This window comes from Bacteroidota bacterium (assembly GCA_016718825.1).
Taxonomy (GTDB): Bacteria; Bacteroidota; Bacteroidia; order J057; family JADKCL01; genus JADKCL01.
In genome coordinates this window covers 64,458-88,252 of record JADKCL010000013.1, presented here as the reverse complement: position 1 = coordinate 88,252, position 23,795 = coordinate 64,458, and the positions used below count along the sequence as shown (strand labels likewise).

The window sequence follows — 23,795 nt, the reverse complement described above, 5'->3', positions numbered from 1 at the left end:
CGAATATCGATTGAGCAGCTACGACCTCAAAACTGGCGAGCAAGGGGCCGTGTGCCGCTCGGAGAAATGATTGAGGAAGCCAATGCCGTGCTGGGCATCAGTCCCGGAAAAGTTTGGATGTTCAGCATCAACCCCGGAACTCGGATTGCATTGCCGCAACCCGAAAACGCTCGCGCCGATCAAAACTTGGACCGAGTTTTCGCAGATGCCCGGCTTGAATGCCTTCAAACCGGAGAGACCTGATTGGCCGTTGATCGACCAATATTTTGGAGTGGATTATGAATCGCAGCGGATTGTGCTTACCGACGAAGCCGGTTTCAAATACCAGATGGATCCAGAGACTTTTGTCCTACAGAAAACCGATGCAGAAATGCCTGACGCAGATTGGGACAATGACCCATTGAGTGGCTCCGGACAGTTTTCCAATGAAAGAGTGTGAACCTTGATGGTGATCCACGTGCGGAAATCTCCTATCTCGGTAATAAATCCGGCGCGGAGATCAGCTTTCTGTTTGGGAAGTTTTTCTTGGATTTTGATCAGAAAAAGGCGGCCGAACGCAAAATCATCAAGTTGGATTCGATGGAAAATCGCTGGAAGTCCTTGGAAGACAGCCTCAAAATCTATTCGGCAGCGCATCCGGAAGCCACGCAAGAAGTTGATTACATCAAATGGAGCTGGGAACAACGAGCCATCCACGACCATGCCACTAATCTGAAACGCGATGCCGAATATGCCCAACGAGACTTCGAAAATGCCAAAAGGTCATCAAGCCACTTTTCGGGAAGTTTCCTGCTCAGTACAGATGACAAATCGGTCTACGTGCATCATGCCAACCTTGTCGCAGATACCGCGCATACCCTCATCAGCCGTGTAAATTTGGACCCCAACAACGGCTGGAGGATTGTTTGGACAACACATTTGCCAAAATTCTACCACAATTCTTCCAAAGCCGATCAGGCTGGCGCATTCGAAGAGGTTTATTCCAAAGGAAACCCCGAGGTTTGATTATGAATGGGCTGGTGTATCCAAAAATTACCTCGTTTTTTGTCTCCCAATTACGCATGGCATGCCTCGATACAGAATCAGGAAAGCTTTTATGGGGAAAAGGAACTTTAAACCCGAATCAATGAAAAATGGCCTTCGTGTTCTCCCGATTTTGATCCTTTCCCCGCTCCTATTGCTTTTTTCGGCAAATGGGAATCGACTGACGGCACAAAACAATGTCGAGGTCAACCATATCCGTGCGGTGTACAAAGAGGTCGGGGACAAAATTCTCGAATGCCAAAATGCGGAAGAACCCGAAGAATGCCGGCTCTATCTCAACAGCCTGACCGTCAACAAGAAAAACAGTCCATGGGCAGCAGTCGGCAACTATGGAGCCGTCAGGGACTTTTGGTTTGAACGCGGCAGCATTGAGGGCGAAAACGGCCCGACTTATGTTCTGAGAAAGCTCAACATCGGGAGCACGCGCAGCGCGAATGAGCAAATTGAAGAATACTTGTTCGATTCCGAAGGCAACTTGCTGTTTTATTATTTCAAGGAATTCAGCGGGAACAATGAAAAAACCTGTGAAAACCGATTCTACTTCAAAGGTGACAAACTCGTTGAATACACTGAGAAAGTCAACGAGGAAGAGGCGGAATATCAGCTTTATCACAAGGATGATGCCGCCCTTGTCCTATGGCAAGCCAAGCGCCTGAAGGAGTTTTTTCAAGGAACACTATGAAAATCAGCCTTGTAGAATCGATCGATAACACAACCGCATGGTAACACCCAAGCGGCCCAATCTTCCAACTGTGATCATCGTCGGCTGTGGCGTTTCTGGCCTCACGACTGCGATCGTGTTGCAACGCGCGGGCTATCGTGTGCGCATGCATACGCGGGAAATGCCCGCCGATACCACATCCGCGGTCGCCGCTGCGATCTGGTTTCCCTACAAAACAGGGCCGTTGGAAGCGGTGAACCGCTGGAGTCGAGCGACTTACAGGGTTTTGGAAACCTTGTCAGAGAATCCGGGAAACGGGCGTAAAGATGGTCCAATTCACGGAGTTTGTGCAGTCTAGGAGTCGGCTTGGGGCTCGACGCAATTCCGGAAGGAAGATGGCGCAATGCCACTGCTGCCGGATTGACCGATGGACAGCCCATGGGCTTTGTGATGGACGTTCCCATGATTGAAACGCCGATCTACTTGCCCTATTTACTGGAAACGTTCCGCCAAGGCGGTGGGAAATTCAGCTCGAGAGATTCAAAATCTAGCGGATTTGCGTTTAGAATCACCCATCGTCATCAATTGCACTGGCCTGGGAGCCAAGGAATTGGCAAATGACCCAACGCTTTATCCGATTCGGGGACAATTGGTAAAAATTGCCCGGCAGGCCAACATTCCATTCGTTTCTGCAGATTCAATGGACGGAGCTGAATTATTTGAGGCCACTTACATCTTTCCGCGCACCCATGACATCGTCTTGGGTGGCACGGCGGTGGCTGGAGAATCTTCGTTGGAATGGGATGAGGATTTGGGGAATCGCATCATCGACCGTTGCCGAAGGTTGGTTCCCGATCTTGGTAAGGTGGAAATTTTGGACAAGGTCGTCGGATTACGGCCGAACCGAGCAACGATCCGCCTCGAGTGGGACGGCGAATTTGTTCACAATTACGGCCACGGAGGCGCTGGATACACCGTTTCATGGGGTTGTGCGGATGCGGTGCTAGCCTTGGTCAATGGGTTAGAATTGCATTAAAATTCAGTGTTGCTACAGCTAATCGACCACAGTATCCGTATTCTAATGGTATTTTAGGCTAATCACCGCATCGGGCGATCTGCCAATCGTGCAGAATTGTCACCGTCAAACGCAAGAATTCATGGGTCCCATTTTTACGCAAATCATCGTCAATTCCATCCGTCGTGAGAAGGCGAAGGGGAAAACCGGAAGAAAGATGAGGTGCTTTCTCCTGCCGAGTTTCAAAAAGCGCTCAAAGAATTTAAGCGTTTGGCTAAAAAATGGCTGAAAGACTTCATCCTCATCTCCATTGGGGTCGGATTGGCAGCGTTGGGATTGGAAGGATTTCTGCTGCCCAACAAATTCATTGATGGTGGCGCAACGGGAATTTCCCTCTTGACCTCTGAACTGACAGGATGGTCGCTGGGAATTCTGATCGTGATCATCAACATCCCTTTTGTGATCATGGCGTTCAAGGTGGTTGACCGGCAATTCGCTCTCAAATCAGCCGTTTCCATTTCCGCGTTGGCGATAGGTGTTTTCAACAATACATTTCCCGGTAATCACCCATGACAGTCTCTGGTGGCCATCTTTGGAGGTTTTTTCTTGGGAGCAGGCATTGGCTTTTCAGTGAGAGGAGGTGCCGTACTGGACGGCACGGAGGTTTTAGCGATCTACCTCAGCCGCAAGTTGGGCACAACGATTGGCGACATCATCATTGGCTTGAATGTCGCTATTTTTAGTGTGGCAGCTTATCTTCTGAACCTTGAAACGGCAATGTATGCCTTGATCACCTACCTGATTGCCTCCAAAACTTTGGACTATATCGTCGATGGCATCGATGAATATACCGGGGTGACCATTATTTCGATTCGTAGCCACGAAATCAGGCTCATGATCACCAACGAGATGGGGCGTGGGGTGACCGTGTACAAAGGCAAGGGGGGATATGGCAGGCGCGGCGAAACATCCGAAGTTGACATTCTTTACACGGTCATCACAAGGCTGGAATTGAATAAGCTCAAGTCCGAAATTCAACGCATTGACGCTGAAGCATTTGTTGTAATGAGCTCGGTACGGGATACGCGCGGTGGAATGATCAAAAAACGAGCGTTGGATCACTGACACATCGACCGATAAAGCCACCTTCAATCCCCGAAAATTGCTATCATTGCGAAAATCATTCCCCAATGAAAAAGTACTTCTTCATCTCTACCCTTTTGTTTGCCGTCGCTTGCGGAACGACAAAAATTGCTGCGCCGATTCAGGCAGATGCCGACCGTGGAACGGCTAAGTTTGCCGATGTCACGCTGGCACAACTCACCGAAGGCAAAGCCGTCTATGATCTCAACTGCGGCGCATGCCACAAAGCTCCCAAGCCCAAATCTCGGTCAGAAGAGGCATGGAAACATATCGTTCCAGAAATGTGCGTGAAGGCCAAACGGAAAACCGGCAACACGATTACGGCGGAGCAAGAGAACAACTTATTGCGCTTTCTTGTGGTAATGGGGATGAAATAAGCTCCATCTCAGCAGCTTTCCTTGAGCATTCGACAAAGTTTGCGCTCTGAATCGTGTGCTGTTACGCCAAGGCATTCTTTGATCCAATCCCGAATGCCGCGCCATGAAACGTTGCTTGCTCCTGATCTGCTTGATCCATTTTGGCATTGCTTATGCCCAAAACCTCATTCCCAACGGCGGATTTGAGGACATGAAAAAATGTCCCAAGGCTCTGGGGCAATTGGATCGCGTCGCATTTTGGAGCAGCCCCAATACGGGCACGCCCGACTATTTCAACAAATGCTTCGTCAAAAACTTCGAAACGGTCGGTGTTCCCAACAACTTTTTTGGCACACGCGACGCGTTTGAAGGCGCAGGTTATGCGGGCATTCTTTGCGGAAATCAGGAAAAGGAATTTTTGCAGATCAATCTGGCAGAACCGCTTGTGGCGGGTCGCGCCTATTGTTTGCGATTCCGCGCAGCGGCGCCGAGTCCAAGTAGTGACGGTCGGATGGCCTTGCGGGCTTGCTTTTTGGATACTTCGTTGACCATTCCAAATTGGGATCTTTTGGACATTCCGGTCGCCACACAATTGAATGCCAACTGGAAAATGGGCCCTGAATCCATCGGATGGGCAATGTTTACCAAAACCTATACGGCAAAAAGGAGGCGAAAAACCTTGGTAGTCGGCCATTTTGCCGCAATCGATTACCGCGCCTACACCTACTTGGATGCCTTCGAATTGTATGAAAGCACGAGCAAGTCAGGTTGTGAAAGCGAATTGTTTGTCGCAGAAGACGAGGATCCCAACAACCTCGTGCCCAATTCGGGTTTTGAGCAACTTTTCGCCTGCCCAAAACAACGGGAAGACTTGCAAAATGCACGCGCCTGGCGCATCAAACAAAATTCGCCGGACTTTTACCATGTCTGCGGAACCGGTACAGCAGCCGTTCCTAAAAATGAATTAGGAGAACAAATGCCCCACAATGGCAACGGATATGGCGGCATCTGGGCAATGCTTCAGGAGCGGCAAAACTACCGCGAATTTGTGGCTACGCGCCTAAAAACGCCCTTGATCGCTGGGAAAAAGTATTGTTTGAGCATCTGGGTTTCCCTCGCGGAAGTCAGTGACCACGCACTCGATGAACTGCAACTCCAAATCACCCGCGACGATCAGGGGATGAACAATTGCCAAGTCGGCGTGGATACCACCGAGTTGATCACGCTCAGCAATGGCAAAATCCTTGACAATTGGAACGAATGGGTCTTTTTGCACGGCACCTTCATCGCCAAAGGCGACGAACAAACGATCATGATCGGGAACTACCGGGGAAATGCCGATTCGCATATGCACCGACTGGAAAATGGTCCGAAAAAGGGGATCCAATTCAAGGATTGCTGCTATTACTACATCGACGATGTCGGATTACATGGAGTCGGCGACCCTACATGCTCCTGCCCTGGGTCACAACCAGAGCCGATTCCGACGACAATGACTGAACCGGCAGACTCCCACGTCACCACTGGCTTCCAAGAATTCAAGGCTGGCGATACGCTTGTGTTGCGCAACCTCCAATTCGAATTTGACAAATCGCGGCTACTGCCAAAATCCTTGCCCTTGCTGGATAGCTTGGCCGACTTTCTGAAAAGCCATCCGGATTTGAAGATTCGATTGTCCGGGCATACCGACAGCGACGGCGAAGATGGCTACAACTTGAAGCTTTCGGAGAGCCGTGCCCGTGCCGTGATGGACTATTTGATCAGTCAGACGATTGATGCTAAGCGTATCACCTCATTTGGCATAGGGGAATCCCGGCCTTGCAGCACCAATGAAACGGACGAAGGCAAAGCGTTGAATCGGCGTGTGGAGGTGGAGTTTTTGGAGGAATAGGTCAGTTGGAAGGACCGAAGGAAGGTAATCAAAGCCGCCTTGTTCTTACTTTCAACTTAGAAACTGTAATGAATTGTAAATGCGGGTCCCTGAAATAGTCCTCAATAGCCTGAAGAACAGCGCCTTCAATCTGGGAATATAGCGGTTGGTCGTAGCGAATAAATAACACAGCAACCTTTTCGATATGATGTGAAAATATCAATTCCCCAAAATCTTTATCCTCAGTAATCAAAAGTCCTCCATGTTCGCGAACGATTTCCACGACTTCAAGGTCAGAAATTCCGCGAAATTCTTTTCGAATGGAAATATTCTGATAGCCTTTCGCCGAAAGCAACTTGATCCAATAGTCCTCGACATTTTCGTCGAAAATGATCATGATGCTTCGCGTACCTCCTCATTTGCAACCATATCTGCAGTGTAAGCAAAAACAGCTGCAATCTGTTCCCTTTCCAGGTGGGGATAACTTTTCAGCAAATCATCGACGGAATAACCTCCTGCGAGTTTTCGCAAAATCAATTCTACTGTTATTCGGGAACCCTTAATGGTGGGCTTCCCCATCATAACTTCTGGATTTCTAACGATGTATTTACGGTAATCCATTGGTGGCCTTTTTTCAAATATAATCAATGTCAAGGGATTTGAGAACCTTTGTCAACTCTTGCAGCTAATAGAAAAAACTCTTTCAGAAGAAAAAAAGCCGCCCCGAAAAGGAGCGGCCATGATTTCTGAACAGCATTTCGAATTATCGCTGAAACCTGCGTCCGCCGCCGGGTCCACCGCCTCCTGGGCCGCCCGGGCCGCCCGGACCACCGGGTGCGCCACCTTCACGTCGCTCTTGCAAGCGCGCGAGCAGCAACTGCGTGAACTCACGTTCGGCTTTGTAGAGCTTGGCCACCTTGCGGATGTTGATCACTTTCTTGAACTGCTCGTGGTACTTGAGGGTGATGTCCAGCTCCTTGCGGCGGTTGTCGAGCATCTTGTTGACCGCGGTCTCGACCTCTTGATCGGTCATCGTGTCAAAGTTTTCCTTTGCCGATTGCACATTGTCGCGCTGATCGTCGCGCACAAGTTTCATTTCGTCGCGGTAGGCATCGTAAACCGGCCAAAAGACCTTGGCCTCGTCCGTCGTCAAGCTCAGCTTCTTGGTGATATATCCCACCCGAATGGCCTCCAAATCCCCGCCGGCAGCAGGCGGTTGCGCCATCAGCGGCTGCGTAAGCAAGGTCAAAAGCAAGCCCATCAAAATCATCATCCGTTTCATAATCTTTCCTCTTTGTAATTCTTTCTTCAACAGCATTTTATTGCAAATCTTCCAAGTCTAGGTCCAATTCCTGCCAATCAATTTCGTCGAGGTTCACATCCTCAAGGTATTCAGCGGCTTCATCTTGCTGCACTTCGTGGTCTTCTCCTTCGAATGCCCCTTCCGCTTCGCTGCCCAATGCCGCAAAAAGTTGCTCATCACTCACATCCGTGACGTCGAGGTAAGGCGTGATTTCCCTGGAATCCAAGGAAGCCAATTGTACCATGGTCTCCTGCCGGATGGCTTCTTCGGCATAGGTGGTTTCAGTGTTTTCCTCCGTTTTCAGCAGGAAATATGTGCCGAAAGTCGCCAAAAGCGCGATTCCAGCTGCTACACTCCAAAACATGGTACGTCGGAACGCTACCGTGCGCATCGGCCGTGCTTCGGAAACTTGGCCACCTGCATTCATTTGAATAACCGGAGTTTCCGTGGCCTCCTCTTTTGGAAGGCTGCGAATGCGACTCAAAACGCTTTCCGGCAGGCCTTCGAAATATCCCTCGGGCACATCCGGCCCGGCGTCTTTGCCGAGCGAGGCGAGCAGCGGGGCTTCGTCCTTCCAATCTTCTTCGTGTAAATCTTCGTGTCGCATAACAGTACTTTGATCGTTGATTTGGGAAATGGTTTAACCGGCCTGAAGATAATTTTCAATTTTTTTGACCGCATGGTGGAAGCTCGCCTTGAGCGAACCTTCGGTTCCGCCCAAAATTTCGACCATCTCGGAGTATTTCATTTCGTCGTAGTATTTCATCACAAATACCTGCTTTTGTTTGTCAGGCAAGGAGGCCACAGCTGCTTCGAGCCTTTGCTGAATGTCTTCTCCTGTCATCGTTGAAGTTACTTGTTCACTATGCCCGAGATTGTTTTCGATGTCTCGAAGGTCGCTGAGGTTCCGCTTTTTCCGCTTTTCCAGTAGCGTGAGGCATTCATTTGTCGCAATCCGGAAGAGCCAGGTTTTAAGTGAAGATTCGGCCCGAAACCCGTCAAAAAAACGCCAAGCCTTGACAAACGTGTTTTGGAGAATGTCGTCACTGTCGTCATGATCGCCGACCATTTTGCGAATATGGCAGTACAAAGGTCGCTGGAAAAGCTCCATCAACGCCGCCAAGCCCTGTTCTTTTCGAACGGGGTTCTGCATCAGTGCGATGATTTCTGGTTCGCCGAGTTTCTTGGCTGAATCCATGGAGGGTAACGCGATTTTGAGCTTTGACAAGCAAGATCGGAAAGGGTTTAATGGCCGAATAAGATTTTTTTGACCTTCGGGAAAATAGCGCGTCTTAAAGGTGGATCTGACGATGAATTCCACCGAATCATCCTTTGAATTCCAACCATAATTCGTTATCATTGAGTTCACTTGGTACTTGGGTCATGTCTCGCATTCACACACTGGTTTTACTGTTTGTATTGCTCAATGCTGCCGGATTTGCGCAGAATCTTGTGCCTAACCCATCGTTTGAAACCTACACGGGATGCCCGGGAGGCAACAGCGCCATCTCGAATGGATTTGTGGCAAGTTGGAATCGGCCTCCCGGATCGATTATCACGCCCGATTTGTTTACCCCCTGCACAACTGCTGGAGTCAGCTGTTTGGACTTCAACACGGCCAACAACTGCGTGGGCAGTTCGGCGGCGTTTCATGGAACGGCCTACGCCGGATTTTTATGGTATTATACCGCTGGCGGCGGGCTCAAAGAGTACATTCAGGCGCAATTGACCAGCCTTTGCGTGTCTGGAACCGTGTATCGCGCCTCCTATCGCACAAAATTGGGCAGTTTGTGCAGGTACGGCACCAACCGATTGGGACTTTACATCTCTGCGAATGCCATTGCCCAAGCAGGCAACGCTCCGATCACGGTCGTCCCAACCGTCGAAAGACCGGGACAAGTCCTCGACAAAGTCAACTGGACGCCCGTTTCAGGCACCTTCATCTCCAACGGCACGGAACGCTACATCACGATCGGCAATTTTTACAGCGATGCCAATACCAGCATCTTCAACTTTGGTGCGAGTGCAGGAACCTGCATTTTTGCAACCGGCGCGGCCTATTACATGATTGATTCGGTCGTGGTACGTCCCGCAGCAATCTTGCCCGTTTCCATCAACGAATTCCATGGCGAGGCGCGTCCCAACGGTAATCAGCTTCATTGGGAAGTGCGTCCGGCAACGGAACTTTCCGAACTCTGGCTGGAACATAGCACTGACGGTGAACATTTTAGCATGATCCAACAATGGCTCCACCCCGATCCTCAGCAGCTGAATACCGGCTTTTTGCATGATGCCCCCACCGAGGGACTGAACTTTTACCGCCTCGGCATGACCGACCGCAACGGCGAATTTATGGTTTCCGAAATTGTTGCATTGCGGCAGGGCCATCCAGAGAAGATCCGCCTGCAATTGCAGCCCAACCCAGCCGACGATCATTGCATCCTCGGATTTCAGTTACCCGAATCGGCGGAAGGTTATTCGGTGCATGTCCACACGTTGAGTGGGACGGAGATATGGACAGAAAATGTGACTGAAAATCCTTTGGTGGCGGCACATCGCCTCTCGACAGCAGACTTGCCAGCAGGAATGTACATCGTTGAAGTCAAGAGCGGCGGAAGGTCAGGTATTTCTCGACTTGCCGTAGTACATTGATTTTCAACATTAACATTTTCTAATTTTCACTAGTTGTAGAAAAATAAATCAATTCAACTGATCGCAATGCTGAAGTTTACACGTCAAGGAATCTCCTTCACAATTTTCGCCTTTTTGCTCGCCTTTGCAGGAATCGCAAACGCACAATCGAGTGCCGGCAGTTTTGCCGTCGGTGAACGTGATATCACCTTCACCGACAACGGATTGCAGACGCCTTCGGTTGCCACGCACGTTTGGTATCCCGGCACGGGCTCTGGTACAGGCGTGCCCGTCGCAGCCGGCACCTTTCCGGTGATTGCACTGGGCCATGGTTTTAACCTCAACTACCTCGATTACGGGCAAATTTGCAGCCATCTCGCCTCTTGGGGCTATATCGTCATCAGCCCGAATGTCCAGAATGGCTTCAACGTGAGCCACTTGGAATTTGCCAAGGAATTGGGTGCCTGCTTGAATTATTTCCAGCTTGAAGGGGCGAACAATGCGAGTGACTTTTTTCAGCATGTCGATACCATGACGGGTGTTTGCGGGCATTCCATGGGCGGCGGTGCTTCCTGTTTGGTTCCCGGCGTTTACCCACAGATTGATGCTGTTTCGGGCTTTGCACCAGCGGAAACCAATCCGTCTGCGATTGCAGCCTTGCCTGCGTACAGCGGTCCTTATCAAGTGATCAGCGGTTCTTCCGACAACACGGCACCTGAAAACACGAATCAAACGCCGATGTACAATGCCGCTGCCGGCACCAAACAATGGGTGAGCATCACCGGCGGTGCCCACTGCAAATTCACGGACGGGTCGACGATTTGCGACTTGGTATCCAGTGCAGGTTCGGTGACGCGTGCCGTGCAGATCAACTTGACCAAACGTTATGTGACTGCGTTTTTCAACTATAATCTCAAGGGCGATGCGAATGCGCTGACCTTTTTGTGTGGGGATAGCCTGCAAGCCGACGTGACGGCGGGCAAGGTGAGCAACCAAACGACCTTTGTTTGCACGGTGGCAACCGCGCCAAGTTTCGCCGATGACCAATGCTGGAACGTCAGTCCCAACCCATTTGCAGGACGCGTACAGGTGCAAGGGACGGGGGCTTTTTCGATTTTGAATGCGCTCGGGAGTCTCGTTTTTCAAGGATATTCCGAGGAAAAATCCACCGAGATCGATTTGTCAGGCTTGCCACGGGGCGTTTACTTCTTGAATGCCGAGGGAAAAAGCTGCCGACGGGTTTTGGTGCGGGAGTAAATTAGCTTTGGTTTTTTGGTCGTGGGATGGGTTGAAGTCTAAACATCAACCTAACTCTGCTTGAAAATCTCTGATCCCGCCAGACAAGTCAAGTTTCCAACGAAGTCGTAGATAAGCAATCTCATCATTGTTTTACGATCGGATTTTATACCGATTCCCTGTCAAAATCTTTGATGACGAAGGGCTAATAGCCTTGTTTCCCGATGATTTAGACACCTCGCAACATTTTTTTCTCCCCCACTTGCATTTCACTGAACACTGTTCATAACTTTGACGCCGTTAAGATCACATCATGGGAATCGAAGACAGAAAACAACAGGGAGCGCGAAGAAATGCGAGCGCTGATCCTCGAAGCGGCAAAGAAACTCTTTGTCGAAAGGAGGCTTTGAAGCCACTTCGATGCGCGCCATTGCAGAGGCGATCGAATACAGCCCGGCCACCATTTACCTGTATTACAAGGACAAAAACGCACTGATCCATGACCTTCATACCGAAGGTTTCATGCGCATGAACAGGGATATGGCTGTGCTGCAACACGTGCGGGATCCACTGGAAAAACTCGTCGCCATGGGGCGCGCTTATGTCCAGTTTGCCTTGGAAAACCCTGATTACTATGAACTCATGTTCATCATCCACAAACCGTTACAAGGCGAGGAAAAGCCTGAAGAATGGAAAATGGGTGCCTTGTCTTTTGAAAATCTGATCAGCGTAGTCCAAGAATGCCAATCGGTCGGCCGCTTTCTCGGGAAAGAACCTATTCGGCTCAGTTTCCTCATTTGGAGCTGCGTACATGGCATTTGCGCACTCAAATGTTGCCGCCGTATCGAGATCATTCAAGATATCCCTCATGAAAACTTGATTGCCGATGCATTGGAATACTTCAATGACTTTCTCGCCAAACTCTGAAAAATTTTTGCGCTTACACTAAACAGTGTTCAGTATGTTAACTCCCCTCACAAAAACACTTCTCCTTTTCCTGCTGCTTGCACTTCCACCCGCCACAGGCGTGCTCGAGGCTCAAAGCACCCTCGACGGCTATATCCGCGAAGGTCTCAGCAGCAACCTTGTGCTCAAGGAAAAGCAACTTGGGCTGCAGCGCGGATTGTTGGGCCTGCAGAATGCCAAACGCCTTTTCCTGCCCTCCATCAATTTCAACGGGACCTACACCCTCGCAGCCGGCGGCCGGAAAATCGATTTCCCGATCGGCGATTTGCTCAATCCTGTTTATGGCACACTCAACCAATTGACACAGAGCAATTCCTTTCCGCAGATTGAGAATGAACAAATCACCTTCCTTCCCAATAATTTCTACGATGTCAAGGTGCGCACCACCGTGCCGATCGTGAACAGCGATCTCATCCACAACCGCCATTTGCAGGACCAAAACATGGAAATGAAGCAGGCCGAAGTGGATGTTTACCGATTGGAATTGGTCAAAACCATCCGCCAAGGCTATTATCAATACCTGATGGCGATCGAGGCGAAAGGCATTTATGCAAGTGCGCAGCAGTTGGTGGAGCAAAATGTACGCGTGACCAAGAGCTTGCTGGAGAATGGCAAAGGCTTGCCGGCCCAAGTATTGCGCGCAGAAAGTGAATTGGAAGGCGTCAAAGCACAGTTGACCCAAGCCGAGGCCAATGTCCAAAATGCACAAGCCTATTTCAATTTCCTGCTCAACAGAGCCTCCACCACGGAAGTCATTGCTGAACCGATGGAATTGCCCGTCGATCTTCGGGAAAAGCTCATGGATGAAACCAAGATTGCCCGTCGCCCCGAACTCGACCAACTCGACATCGCCTTGAAAATGAACAATGAAGCCTTGAAAATGGACCGCCAATATTGGCTGCCAAGCGTCGGCGCATTCTTGGATCTGGGTTCACAGGGCTTCAAATTTGAAGTCAGCGAAAATACCGCCTACGTGATGGCCGGCATCTCAGTTGACCTGCCGGTTTGGAACGGCGGCCGCGACCAAACCGCGATCGCTTTGCGGGAACAAGGCAACCGCGAATTGGAAAACAAAGTTTCTCAAGCCACGCAAGGCATTGATCTGGCCATTTTCACCCGGCGCAACAGCACCTTGGCCGCTTTTGACTCCTGGAAAGGTGCGCTGCGCCAAGTCGAGGCGGCCGAAGCCTATTTCCGCTTGATGGAAAGGGCATTTGCACAAGGCGCATCGAGTCTGATCGAGTACATCGATGCCCGTAACCAAGTTACGCAAGCCCGCCTGCTCGCAAATATCCGCAAGTATGAAACCTTTATCGGCTGGGCCGAATACCGTCGTGAAATCGCTGAAATCGTTGAATAACCCATTGAAATCCCTCAAAATCATGAATATCCGTCCACCATTCTTGGGCATGTCCAAGCTCTCCGCTCTCACACTCGCTCTCACACTCACACTCCTCCTAGCATCCTGCGGGAAAAAGGAGTCCGCAGCAGCGAAAACGCCGGGAATTGAACCGATTCCGGTCAAACTCGAGAAAATCGCGCAACTCAGTTCGCAGCGCCCGATCACCGTTGGCGGCCTCCTCGGCACCGAAAACGAGGCGCGGTTGTCCTTCAAAACCGGCGGAATCATCCAACGCATCCACGTGAAAGTGGGCGATGCCGTTCGCCGTGGGCAATTGTTGGCCTCGCTCGACCTCACGGAAATCACGGCAGGCGTGAACCAAGCGCAATTGGGCTTTGAGAAAGCACAGCGCGACTATGATCGTGCCAAGGCCTTGCACCGCGACTCGGTTGCTACTTTGGAAATGCTCCAAAACGCCCAAACAGGGCTTGATTTCGCCCGCCAAACGCTGGAATCGGTGAAATTCAACCAAACGCATTCGGCCATTCATGCCACTGCCGACGGATTTGTTTTGGCCAAATTGATGAACGAAGGCGAACTCGCAGGCCCCGGAATGCCGATTCTTGCCCTTTCGACGACCTCAGGCCAAAGCCATTGGGTTTTGCGCGCCGGATTGTCTGACAAGGAATGGAGCCTGATTCAGCCCGGCGACAGCGCATCGATTACGCTCGACGCCTACCCCGACCGGAAATTCAACGGAACGGTCACCCGCAAATCACAAGGCGCAGATCCCTATTCCGGTGCATTTCAGGTGGAAGTCACGGTGGATCTACAGGAGGTCAAACCCGCAGCTGGTCTATTTGGTCAAGCAACAATTCTCCCGCGTACGCAAGGAAAATACTGGATGCTCCCCTACGAATCCGTTTTGGAAGCCGATGGCAATGAGGCATTTGTATTCGTGACAAACGATCGCAAGACGGCAACCAAGGTCCCCGTCAAAGTGGCCTACCTTGCTCAAAACCTCGTCGCCATTGCGGGTGGATTGGAAGGATATCCCGAGGTGATTACTACCGGATCCGCCTATTTGACCGACAAGTCGCCCATTTCCATCGCCCAATAATTCCCTGCCATGAACATTGCATCATTTTCAGTGAAAAACAGTCAGCTGATGCTTGTGCTGTTTGTGATGGCCATTGCCTTGGGGATCAACACCCTCTTTACAATGCCCCGCGCCGAGGACCCCGAAATGGCAGCGCCGATGTTTCCGATCGTCGCCGTCTACCCGGGCACGAGTCCGCAGGACATGGAACAACTCGTGGTCAAGCCGATCGAGGAAGTTGTGCAGGAACTCGAAAACATCAAAAAGGTCACCTCCAACATTGGGGACGGCGTCGCGATGATTTTGGTCGAATACAAATACGAAAGTGACGTTGAGAGCAAATACTCTGAATTGGTGCGCGAGGTGAATGCCATCCGTGATCAGTTGCCCGAAGGATTGCTCAGTCTGGAAGTCCGGAAAGTCACGCCGACGGATGTCAACATCATCCAAACGGCTTTGATCTCGGAAAATGCTTCGTATGCCAGCCTCAAAAGGGAAGCGGAGCGGCTGAAGTCCAAGCTTGAGAAGGTGCGTTCGCTCAAAAACATCAAGTACTTCGGTGTTCCGGAGGAAATCGTCAAGGTCGATTTGAAGCTGGATCGTCTTGCGCAGATGCACATTCCCCTAAACCTCGTTTTGGGAACACTTCAGAGCGAATCGGCCAATATCCCCGGCGGATCGCTGCGGGCAGGAACGAAGACGTTCAATGTCAAGACATCCGGGAATTACACCTCCTTGGAGGAAATTCAGAATACCGTGGTCTGGAGTGCAAATGGCAAAATCATCTACCTGAAAGACGTAGCGGATGTGCACCAAGGCTTCGAGGAGAATCGCCACATCGCCCGGCTCAACGGACATCGATGCGTATTCGTCACGGCCGCACAGAAGCCCAAGGAAAATATCAGCAATACGCAGGCTGCCTACCTGCCAATTTTGGACGAATTCAAGAAAGACCTCCCTCCCAACATCGACTTTGTGGCGCATTTTGACCAAGCGGAGAATGTTGCCAACCGCTTGAGCGGCCTTGGAATTGACTTTCTGATCGCCATCCTGTTGGTGCTCATTACGTTGCTGCCGCTCGGAGGCCGTGCCGCGACGGTGGTCATGATTTCCATTCCGCTTTCATTGGCGATTGGCTTGGTGCTGCTGGATTTGATGGGCTTCACGCTCAATCAGTTGTCGATCGTCGGCATGGTCGTCGCATTGGGTTTGCTGGTAGACGACAGCATTGTGGTCGTGGAAAATATCGAACGGTGGTTGCTTGAAGGTCACTCCCGACGGGAGGCTGCAATTGAGGCGACCAAGCAGATTACGTTGGCCGTGGTGGGTTGCACAGCGACATTGATCATTGCTTTCATGCCGTTGGTATTTCTTCCCGAGGGTTCGGGCGATTTCATCCGCGGATTACCGATGGCTGTGATTTCCTCTGTTTTGGCTTCGATGGTGGTTTCGCTGACCATCATTCCCTTCCTCGGCAGTGTGATTTTGCGCAAGCACCACAACCCGCAAGGCAACTTCTTCATGCGCGTCTTGAAACGTGCGATCCAGGGATCCTATTCGAAGTTGTTGGAAAGTGCATTGCATCGCCCCGTCATCACCTTGATCGTCGCGGCGGTGGTTTTCGGTGGTGCATTGTCCCTGTTTCCCGTAATCGGATTCTCCTTGTTTCCTTCTTCCGAAAAGCCACAATTTTTGGTCAATGTCACCACGCCGCTTCAAAGCCACCTCGGGGAAACTGACAAGGTGACCAAAGAGGTGGAAAAGGTGCTTTCGGCGAATCCCAAGATTCAATATTGGGCGACAAACGTCGGTCATGGCAATCCGCGCATCTATTACAATGTGATTCCGCAGAATGAACGCCCGGATTTCTCTGAAATTTTCGTCCAACTCGATCCACATACGCAGCAAGTGGAAAAACGGAAGGTCATCGAAGCCCTTCGCGACACCTTCAACACGTTCCCCGGGGCCAAAATCGAGGTCAAAGACTTTGAACAAGGCCCTCCGATTGAAGCACCGATCGCGGTGCGGTTATTCGGAGACAACCTCGATACCTTGCGCAGCCTATCTGCAAAAGTGGAGACCATGTTGCAAGGGATTCCGGGGAGCCTCTACGTGAGCAATCCGTTGAAATCGGCAAAAAGCGATCTGCGCGTCAAAATTCACAAAGACAAAGCGCGCATGTATGGAATCCAAACCGCAGAAATCGACAAAACGGTTCGACTTGCGATAGCTGGACTGGAAATGGGCAGTTATACCGACGATGGCGGCGAGGAATACAATATCGTGGTCAGCGCTCCAAAAAACGGATCGGCGGGCCTCGACATCTTTGACCAACTCTACGTGAACAGCATGTCTGGCGCAGCGATTCCGCTGAAGCAAGTCGCCGACCTCACGCTCGAGGCGAGTCCGAATGCGATCAACCACCTCAACAAGGTGCGGTTTGTGACCGTGACCTCCTATGTCCAAAAGGGCTTTCTAGTGAATGATCTGATCATCGCCACGGAATCCAAAATGAAGGAAATGCACCTTCCCGAAGGCTACCGCTACCAAATGGCCGGCGAAGTCGAAAGCCGCGAAGAGAGCTTTGGCGGATTCGGCAGCGTCATTCTTGTAACGGTATTTCTCTTCATTGGCGTGCTCATTTTGCTTTTCAAAACCTTCAAAAGTACGCTGATCGTGCTGAGTGTCATCCCATTGGGTGTCATCGGTGCCGTAGTGGCACTTTGGCTCACTGGCAATACACTCAGCTTCGTGGCCGTCATCGGATTGATCGCATTGGCAGGAATCGAGGTCAAAAATTCGATTTTGTTGGTGGACTTCACGAATCAGTTGCGGGCGCAGGGCAAAGGTTTGGAAGAAGCCATTCGCGAGGCTGGCGAGATCCGATTCTTGCCGATCGTGCTCACAAGTTTGACAGCCATCGGCGGATTGGTTCCGATTGCGTTGACCACCAACCCCTTGATTTCCCCGTTGGCGATCGTGTTGATCGGCGGATTGATCTCAAGCACCGTGCTTTCGCGGATTGTGACGCCAGTTGTGTACAAGTTGATTCCACCCAAAGTGGACCTGACCACCGCCGAATAGGCTTGAATCCAAAGAAAAGGTCGCCGAGAACTCAAATCCTCGGCGACCTTTTCATTTGAACAAAAACAGTGAATTAGAATTTGACGATCCGCAAGCACTGCGTCGTTGCATTCGCCTGAACTTTTAAGAGATACGTTCCACTTGAAAGATCAGGGGCAAATGCTGCGGAATGCAATTTCAACTTTCCGGCATTTGCTGTCTCTTGATATGCCGCCACTGTTTTCCCAGCCAAATCGAGCAGGGCGATTTCAACGATTCCGGAGGTTTCCAGTTGCATTTCCAACCAAAATTCAGTTCCGAATGGATTGGGCAAAATGGTGATTCCCATTGGATTCGCATCCTCTAAACCAACCGGGACGCTCACCGTTTGCGTTGTGGTGGCGGTGCAGCCTGATGGTCCGGTCACGGTCAGAGAAACCGTGTAGGTGCCACCGATTGCATAGGAATGCAGTGGATTTTGGGTCGTGCTTGTATTGCCATCGCCAAAATCCCAAGCCCAGGAAACGGCATTGGTACTTGCATCCGTGAAGGCATAAACGAGTCCGATATGGGATTCGGTGAAGGCGGCGACGATGTTTTCCACGGCAATTGAGACATCGATGGTGTCAAATCCGCAGGGGCCGTTGTCGACGATGGCGCGGACCATGTTTTGATTGGCGCCGCTCAACGGAGGCGTATGATAGGTATCGGGATGGGTATTGGCACTCAAATTCCAGGTTGTGCCGCCATTCGAAGACGTGTACCAAGTGATGCTGCTGCCCCAGTAGATCATTTGCACGGTGGTCGTATCGCCTGAACAAAGCGAATCCCGACTCAAAATACCTTGTGCAAAGTTGGTATTGCTGGATACAACTGAGATCACCACCGGCTGCGAATAAACGGTATCACAGGCGTTGGAAACTGCTGCACGGAAATAAGTGACGGCGCTCAACGTAGAAAGCAAAGGGTTGCTCGTCTGCCCTGTCCCTGTCCAAGTGGTGCCATTGGGGGAAGATTGCCATTCGAGGTTTCCCGAAAATCCTTGGAGGGTAATTTGGACGGTGCTGCCTTGGCAGACCGTCGTATTGCCCGTGACAAAGGCTGTTCCAGCAAGCGGAAGGGCATTCACCGTGATATTGGAAACATTGGTGGACCCCACGGTCGCGGGCGCAGACGCAACGACACGGATGCGGTAGCCCGTACCCGCGGGCGTACCCGGCGGAATCACGGCGGAAATCGTGCCGGCGGCTGTGCTCGTCACCGATCCAATTGGTGTCGGAATGGCAAAACTTCCGCTTGCATCGCTCAGTTGTGCCGTGAAGACATTCCCCACAGTAAATACCCCAGAAATCGAATAAGGTACTTGCACGGTTTGGCCGGCACAAACACTCAGGCTGGAAACCGTGCCCGTTGTAACCGTTTGGCTGGAAATGGAAGTGCCTTCGACCAAAATATCATCAATCGAAAAACCTGGATCCAATGCCGAATTGCTCTGCGTGTTCACAAAGCGGAAGGCAAAACGCAAATCTGCGACACCACTGAAGGCCGGCAAGGAAATCGTTTGTTGTACCCAATTCGTTTGGTTTTTGTACTGCGAAATCGGCGTCGTGATCAAGTTCCAAGTCGATCCGCCATTGACACTGTAATAAACCTCACCATAAATGCTCGTTCCACCCGCGCAATTCCACCAAAATTTGAGGGAAACATTGTTGTAGCCAACGGTATTGATCGCCGAGTTAGTCTTGCAAATATTGGTCGAATTGAAGATGCAAAGCCCATCCGCTGCTGCAAACGAACTGCAAAAGATATTGTCTGCCTGACCATAAATGCTCATGGTATGCAGATAATTGCTCGTGGTATTGCCGTGAAAAGTCTGCGTCGGGGTATTGGCAATCGTGTAGGTAAATGGGAAACCCAGACAGACCAACGATCCCGCTCCACCTGTGTAGGCATTGTTGATCACCCAGAAATTGGGAGTATTGGTACCGCCCAAATCTGTGGTATTGAGGGTAAAAACGTTGCCTCCAGACTCAAAATCCTCGGAAAACAATGTTGTTTGGGCATTCAGACTCCCAAAGAAGCAGCACAAGAGCAAAAACCATCCGAATGTAATCGCCTTCATCGAAGCAGGAATTGGGATTGGAATAGGCGGCAGGCACCTCCTGCCGCCGCTTATTTTGATCAATTCATCTTGACGACGCGCAAGCATCTGACGGCATCGCCAAATTCGAAGCGCACCAAGTATGTACCTGCGGCAATCTTATGCTGCAGTTCGTTGATGTCGAGCTTGAATTGGCCGGCATTGACCTCGCCCGAATACAAATCCGTCAAGGCCTTTCCTTGCAAGTCAAACAAGCCAATGTTCAGTTGTCCGCCTATCGGCAGATTCATTTGGACCCGGAAGTCATTGCCAAATGGATTCGGAGAAACGGACAATCCATTCCACAATGCATCCCATCCGGCATCGATTCCGACCACGGCGATGTTGACCGTATCCGTCGTCGTACCGTCGCAGTTGGTGCCATTGCTTGCAACCAACGTCACGTTGTAGGTGCCGTTGGCAGCATAAGTATGCGTTGGATTTTGCAACACCGATGTTCCTCCATCCCCAAAGGTCCAAGCCCAAGCGGTAGGATTTCCGGTGGAAAGATCTGTGAAGGTGCTGGTAAAGAGATTCGTAGCAACGCTAAAATTGGCCACCGGCTCCTGCTCGATGGTCACAGGCACAGGCGTACGTTCGCTCAAGCAAGGCAAACCTTGTACATCCCAATCATAGAAGTAATAATAAAAGGCTGCACCCGCGGAGGAACCCGTGATCGAGACAAAATTCGCAATGCTGTAAGGGAAATTCGCCCCGGCATTATTCCGATAAAGGTCCATTTCAGTGCCGCCGATGCGGTATTGACCAGGTGCCATCGTCCAGTTGAGGGTGATGCGGCTAGGATTGGCCCCGATGTTGATCACCGTGTCCCGAAGCAAGGTTCCTGCACCGTCCCAAAGCGAGATCGTGCGGTTCCCCGCTGCGCCCGGATCCACGTAAAAGCTTACCAGCGTCATGTTTGAGCTGACGGTAAAGGCAAGGTATTGGATCGAGGTGTTGTTGTGATACCCTCCGGCACCGACGGCGGCAGGGGTCAAAGGACCGACTGCTTGCACTGGTGCTTGGGTTTCGGCCTCCACATAAAACACAAGAGAATTGGTGAGCGAAGGCGTTGTAAACGTCGTTCCAGTGCCCAAAACCGTTCCGCCAGAGGCTTGGTCATACCACTTGAGCGTTCCACTTCCGGTTGCAGAGAGGGTCACGGTACCGGGTCCGCAACGCGAAGCCCCACTCGAAACGGGACCTGCCGGACGGTTGACGGTGATGTAGGCTGTACGTGTAATCGTATTTGCGCCAATGTTGTTGGTCGCTGTAAGTGTCACGGTATAGGTCCCATTTGCCTGATAGGTATGCGAAGGATGCTGCAAATTTGAGGTGAATCCATCTCCGAAGTTCCAAAGCCATGCATTGGGGCCGTTGGTGGAGAGGTCGCGGAAGTTGACGACGCCATTGCAACTTGTCAAATTGTCGGCGCTGAAATTGGCTGCAGGAGCGGCATTGGGCAATACGCAGCTCCATTGAATTTCAAAACCTGTATCATCTACCAAGGGATCGGTCGATTGCCGCAAAGTGATGGCACCGCCCGTCGAACTGATATTTCCCGGAATGTTGGTGCCGGTGTAAGTCCCAATCAGCGGGCTCCCGATTGTCGGGCCATCATAGACATAGAGATAATCGTAATTAGCTTCCATGGCAAAAGAGGCGAAGCTCAAATTGACTTGGGAGGCACCTGCCGGGGCAATCGTGATGATACTGTTGGTGTTTGCGCCGTAGTTGGCAGTCGGACCTCCGGAGTCAAAAAGTGTCCCTGAACATGCAGTTTGCGTGCTGTTGGTGTTGGTTGGACTCAAGATGATGTTGCATCCGAGGTTGGTATCGAGAACGATATAGGCCGTGCGCAGCAAGGTATCGATGCCGCAAGTTCCAGCGTTGGCGATCAGGGAGACGTTAAACGTGCCCAAGGTGTTGTAAGTGTGTGTCGGTGCAGACAAGGTACTCGTGCCGCCATCTCCGAAGTTCCAAGTAAATGAGCCCGCATTGACGCTGCTGTTGGAAAAAGCAACGGTAGACGGTGCCGAACAAAGGGTTGTCGGTGAGGCAGTGAAGTTGGCCAAAACGGTATTGGTGAATGCAGGGCCGACACCGACGGCGTACCAAGCATTGGTCGTGGCGATGACCTCCGGCGTGCAGGCACCATAAAGGTCAATGGCCGAACGGATGGCGTAGAAACGTGCATCCAAATATTCTGAAGCGGAGCCGAGGTACACGGTGAGGTTTCTGAAGGCAATGGCCGCTGACTTGGTCCAGCCTTGGCCGGTGACGTTATAGGCACTGCCAATGTCATTCGTTCCCGTTTCGCCAATGGTCAGGATATAAAACCACTTGTTTTGCACACCTGAATTGGTGTGAACGCCGCCATTGTCACCGGTACCCGAGTACCAATTGGTACCATTGTAAGTGTCCGGGTCACCAAAAGTGCCTGGCGTTTGCATGGACCGAATGCCGTTTCCATTCGGCGTCATGTCCTCCCCAATGCGCCAAGACCAGTCATTAGGCCTTGCATAATGCTCGATGCAATTGCCAAAAATGTCACTGAAGGATTCATTCAACGCGCCGGATTCGTTTTGATAGACAAGGTCTGCGGTGAAGGTTGTGAGTCCATGCGTAATTTCATGTCCGGTAACATCGATAGCGGTGAGCGGCGTGAAAGTGGTGCCGTTTCCGTCGCCATAAGTCATGCGTTGTCCATCCCAGAATGCATTGTTGTAGTTGTTGTCGTAGTGCACGTAGGATTTGAGCATGAATCCCTGCCCATTGATCGAGTTGCGGTTGAAGCTCGTCCAGAAGAAATCGTAGGTCTTTTCGGCACCCCAGTGGGCATCGGTTGCGACCTCATCCTCTTGTGGATTGACGTTGCTCCAGACATTGTTGGCATCGGTAAAATCAACAGCCGTTCCGTAATTGGTCCCTGTTTGGAGATTAAACGTCTGAATGCCATTGCCTCTGCCCGTTTCGCGAAGACGATAAGAGTTTCCACTTACCTGATCGGCCGTCATCGCCTGGGTGCCACTGTAGCGGGTGACCGCCGAACCCAGCACGTCCGCAGTATGGATGCGGTTGTGCTCCCAAATCACCTCGCCCGTGACCGCGTCGACATATACCCATGCACGGTAAAGTGGCTGAATCGCGTAAATGTCAAATTTCCAAGCCAATCGATAATTCTCAGCACGTGGCAGACCATCCTGAGGCGCATAGACCAAAGTTCCCGTCGGATACCAAGTTGCCATCGGATCGCCGGTTTCGAAGCGCAAGAATCGATTTTCATTTTCGTCTTCCCAACGGTATTGCGTAGCCCCGACAGCGTCCGTAGCCGCCTTCAACGCAGCGCTCGGCGAAATTGCTGGTGCATTCGCAAGTCCGGATACAGGAAAAGCATCCCCACTTACCGAATGAAGGCCACCGTTGCGCAAGTGGACCGTCAATTCTCCGCCTTCCACTTCAAAGCCATTTTGTGTCTGCTGCAACTTTTGGTGGACAAAACCCAAGGCATCATCTGACAGGCTGCCCAATTGCAAACTTCCCGATTCCCCGAGCCGGTAAACCTTTTGGAGCAATTGCGGAATTTCTCCAGCCGGGATTTCCATTCCCGGACGCATCACGAAAAAATTTGGCAGGGGCGTACGGTCAGTGTATCGTACCAATTCACAACCCGACAAGAATTTTTCGGCAGCCAAACCTTCAAAAATCTGCGCCTGAGCTGACTTTCCGAAGATCGTAAGCCCACATACCATCAACCAGAATCCTAATTTTCTCATACTATTCCGAACGTTGCAACACTGCGAATTCACCCATTGGATCGCAGTCTGGAATTTACGGCGAAACCCTCAGATCAAAAAATGTCCAATGTCGCCTAGCAGCAAAGTTTTCCGATTCATCTTTAAAGGCGTGATAAAACTTATTGCATT

At 51.1% G+C, this 23,795-nt stretch carries 20 protein-coding genes and 1 pseudogene; 14 read left to right on the top strand and 7 right to left on the bottom strand.

Annotated elements, in window-relative coordinates:
- Positions 1-82: 82 nt before the first annotated feature.
- The 8 genes and pseudogenes from IPN95_16250 (at position 83) to IPN95_16215 (ending at position 6,110) form a co-directional block, all read left to right on the top strand.
- The gene (locus IPN95_16250; GenBank protein ID MBK9450925.1) at positions 83-439 is read left to right on the top strand and encodes a hypothetical protein; all 357 of its coding nucleotides are present in this window, start codon (positions 83-85) and stop codon (positions 437-439) included.
- Positions 436-1,005, top strand: a complete 570-nt coding sequence (locus tag IPN95_16245) for a hypothetical protein (protein MBK9450924.1) — start codon at positions 436-438, stop codon at positions 1,003-1,005. Before IPN95_16250 ends, IPN95_16245 begins: the two co-directional genes overlap by 4 nt.
- Positions 1,006-1,126: 121 nt before the next feature.
- Positions 1,127-1,726, top strand: coding sequence for a hypothetical protein (locus tag IPN95_16240; GenBank protein ID MBK9450923.1), 600 nt, complete (start codon positions 1,127-1,129; stop codon positions 1,724-1,726).
- Between the two features lie 37 nt (positions 1,727-1,763).
- Positions 1,764-2,063: an FAD-dependent oxidoreductase gene (locus IPN95_16235; protein MBK9450922.1), complete on the top strand. Its 300-nt coding sequence runs from the start codon at positions 1,764-1,766 to the stop codon at positions 2,061-2,063.
- Positions 2,064-2,261: 198 nt separating this feature from the next.
- Positions 2,262-2,741, top strand: coding sequence for an FAD-binding oxidoreductase (locus IPN95_16230; GenBank protein MBK9450921.1), 480 nt, complete (start codon positions 2,262-2,264; stop codon positions 2,739-2,741).
- A gap of 201 nt (positions 2,742-2,942) precedes the next feature.
- Positions 2,943-3,845, top strand: a pseudogene (locus IPN95_16225) (YitT family protein).
- A 65-nt stretch (positions 3,846-3,910) separates the two neighbouring features.
- Positions 3,911-4,240, top strand: coding sequence for a hypothetical protein (locus tag IPN95_16220; protein ID MBK9450920.1), 330 nt, complete (start codon positions 3,911-3,913; stop codon positions 4,238-4,240).
- Between the two features lie 103 nt (positions 4,241-4,343).
- Entirely contained in the window at positions 4,344-6,110 is a 1,767-nt protein-coding gene (locus IPN95_16215; protein MBK9450919.1) for an OmpA family protein, read from the top strand.
- Between the two features lie 28 nt (positions 6,111-6,138).
- Here IPN95_16215 and IPN95_16210 read toward each other — a convergent pair whose 3' ends face one another.
- The 5 genes from IPN95_16210 to IPN95_16190 all read right to left on the bottom strand — a co-directional run bounded on the left by IPN95_16210 (position 6,139) and on the right by IPN95_16190 (position 8,620).
- Positions 6,139-6,486 carry a DUF5615 family PIN-like protein gene (locus IPN95_16210; GenBank protein MBK9450918.1) on the bottom strand — a complete coding sequence of 116 codons (348 nt, stop codon included), beginning with the start codon at positions 6,484-6,486 and terminating at the stop codon, positions 6,139-6,141.
- Entirely contained in the window at positions 6,483-6,710 is a 228-nt protein-coding gene (locus IPN95_16205; GenBank protein MBK9450917.1) for a DUF433 domain-containing protein, read from the bottom strand. The genes IPN95_16210 and IPN95_16205 overlap by 4 nt, the downstream gene beginning before the upstream one ends.
- A gap of 142 nt (positions 6,711-6,852) precedes the next feature.
- Complete coding sequence (locus tag IPN95_16200) at positions 6,853-7,371, bottom strand: hypothetical protein (GenBank protein MBK9450916.1); 519 nt, start codon at positions 7,369-7,371, stop codon at positions 6,853-6,855.
- 37 nt (positions 7,372-7,408) lie between these two features.
- A complete protein-coding gene (locus IPN95_16195) occupies positions 7,409-7,999 on the bottom strand; it encodes a hypothetical protein (protein ID MBK9450915.1) in 591 nt (196 codons plus the stop codon).
- Between the two features lie 33 nt (positions 8,000-8,032).
- On the bottom strand, positions 8,033-8,620 hold the full coding sequence (locus IPN95_16190; GenBank protein ID MBK9450914.1) for a sigma-70 family RNA polymerase sigma factor: 588 nt from the start codon (positions 8,618-8,620) through the stop codon (positions 8,033-8,035).
- A gap of 155 nt (positions 8,621-8,775) precedes the next feature.
- On the opposite strand from IPN95_16190, the gene IPN95_16185 reads away from it, so the two are divergent.
- The 6 genes from IPN95_16185 to IPN95_16160 all read left to right on the top strand — a co-directional run bounded on the left by IPN95_16185 (position 8,776) and on the right by IPN95_16160 (position 17,750).
- A complete protein-coding gene (locus IPN95_16185) occupies positions 8,776-10,044 on the top strand; it encodes a T9SS type A sorting domain-containing protein (protein ID MBK9450913.1) in 1,269 nt (422 codons plus the stop codon).
- Between the two features lie 66 nt (positions 10,045-10,110).
- Positions 10,111-11,280 carry a T9SS type A sorting domain-containing protein gene (locus IPN95_16180; GenBank protein ID MBK9450912.1) on the top strand — a complete coding sequence of 390 codons (1,170 nt, stop codon included), beginning with the start codon at positions 10,111-10,113 and terminating at the stop codon, positions 11,278-11,280.
- Positions 11,281-11,679: 399 nt separating this feature from the next.
- Positions 11,680-12,186: a TetR/AcrR family transcriptional regulator gene (locus IPN95_16175; GenBank protein ID MBK9450911.1), complete on the top strand. Its 507-nt coding sequence runs from the start codon at positions 11,680-11,682 to the stop codon at positions 12,184-12,186.
- A gap of 34 nt (positions 12,187-12,220) precedes the next feature.
- The gene (locus IPN95_16170) at positions 12,221-13,585 is read left to right on the top strand and encodes a TolC family protein (protein MBK9450910.1); all 1,365 of its coding nucleotides are present in this window, start codon (positions 12,221-12,223) and stop codon (positions 13,583-13,585) included.
- A 22-nt stretch (positions 13,586-13,607) separates the two neighbouring features.
- Complete coding sequence (locus tag IPN95_16165) at positions 13,608-14,687, top strand: efflux RND transporter periplasmic adaptor subunit (GenBank protein ID MBK9450909.1); 1,080 nt, start codon at positions 13,608-13,610, stop codon at positions 14,685-14,687.
- Between the two features lie 9 nt (positions 14,688-14,696).
- Complete coding sequence (locus IPN95_16160) at positions 14,697-17,750, top strand: efflux RND transporter permease subunit (protein ID MBK9450908.1); 3,054 nt, start codon at positions 14,697-14,699, stop codon at positions 17,748-17,750.
- Between the two features lie 73 nt (positions 17,751-17,823).
- On the opposite strand, the gene IPN95_16155 is transcribed toward IPN95_16160, so the two are convergent.
- Positions 17,824-19,938: a T9SS type A sorting domain-containing protein gene (locus IPN95_16155; GenBank protein MBK9450907.1), complete on the bottom strand. Its 2,115-nt coding sequence runs from the start codon at positions 19,936-19,938 to the stop codon at positions 17,824-17,826.
- Positions 19,911-23,645, bottom strand: coding sequence for a M4 family metallopeptidase (locus IPN95_16150; protein ID MBK9450906.1), 3,735 nt, complete (start codon positions 23,643-23,645; stop codon positions 19,911-19,913). The genes IPN95_16155 and IPN95_16150 overlap by 28 nt, the downstream gene beginning before the upstream one ends.
- Positions 23,646-23,795 lie beyond the last annotated feature (150 nt).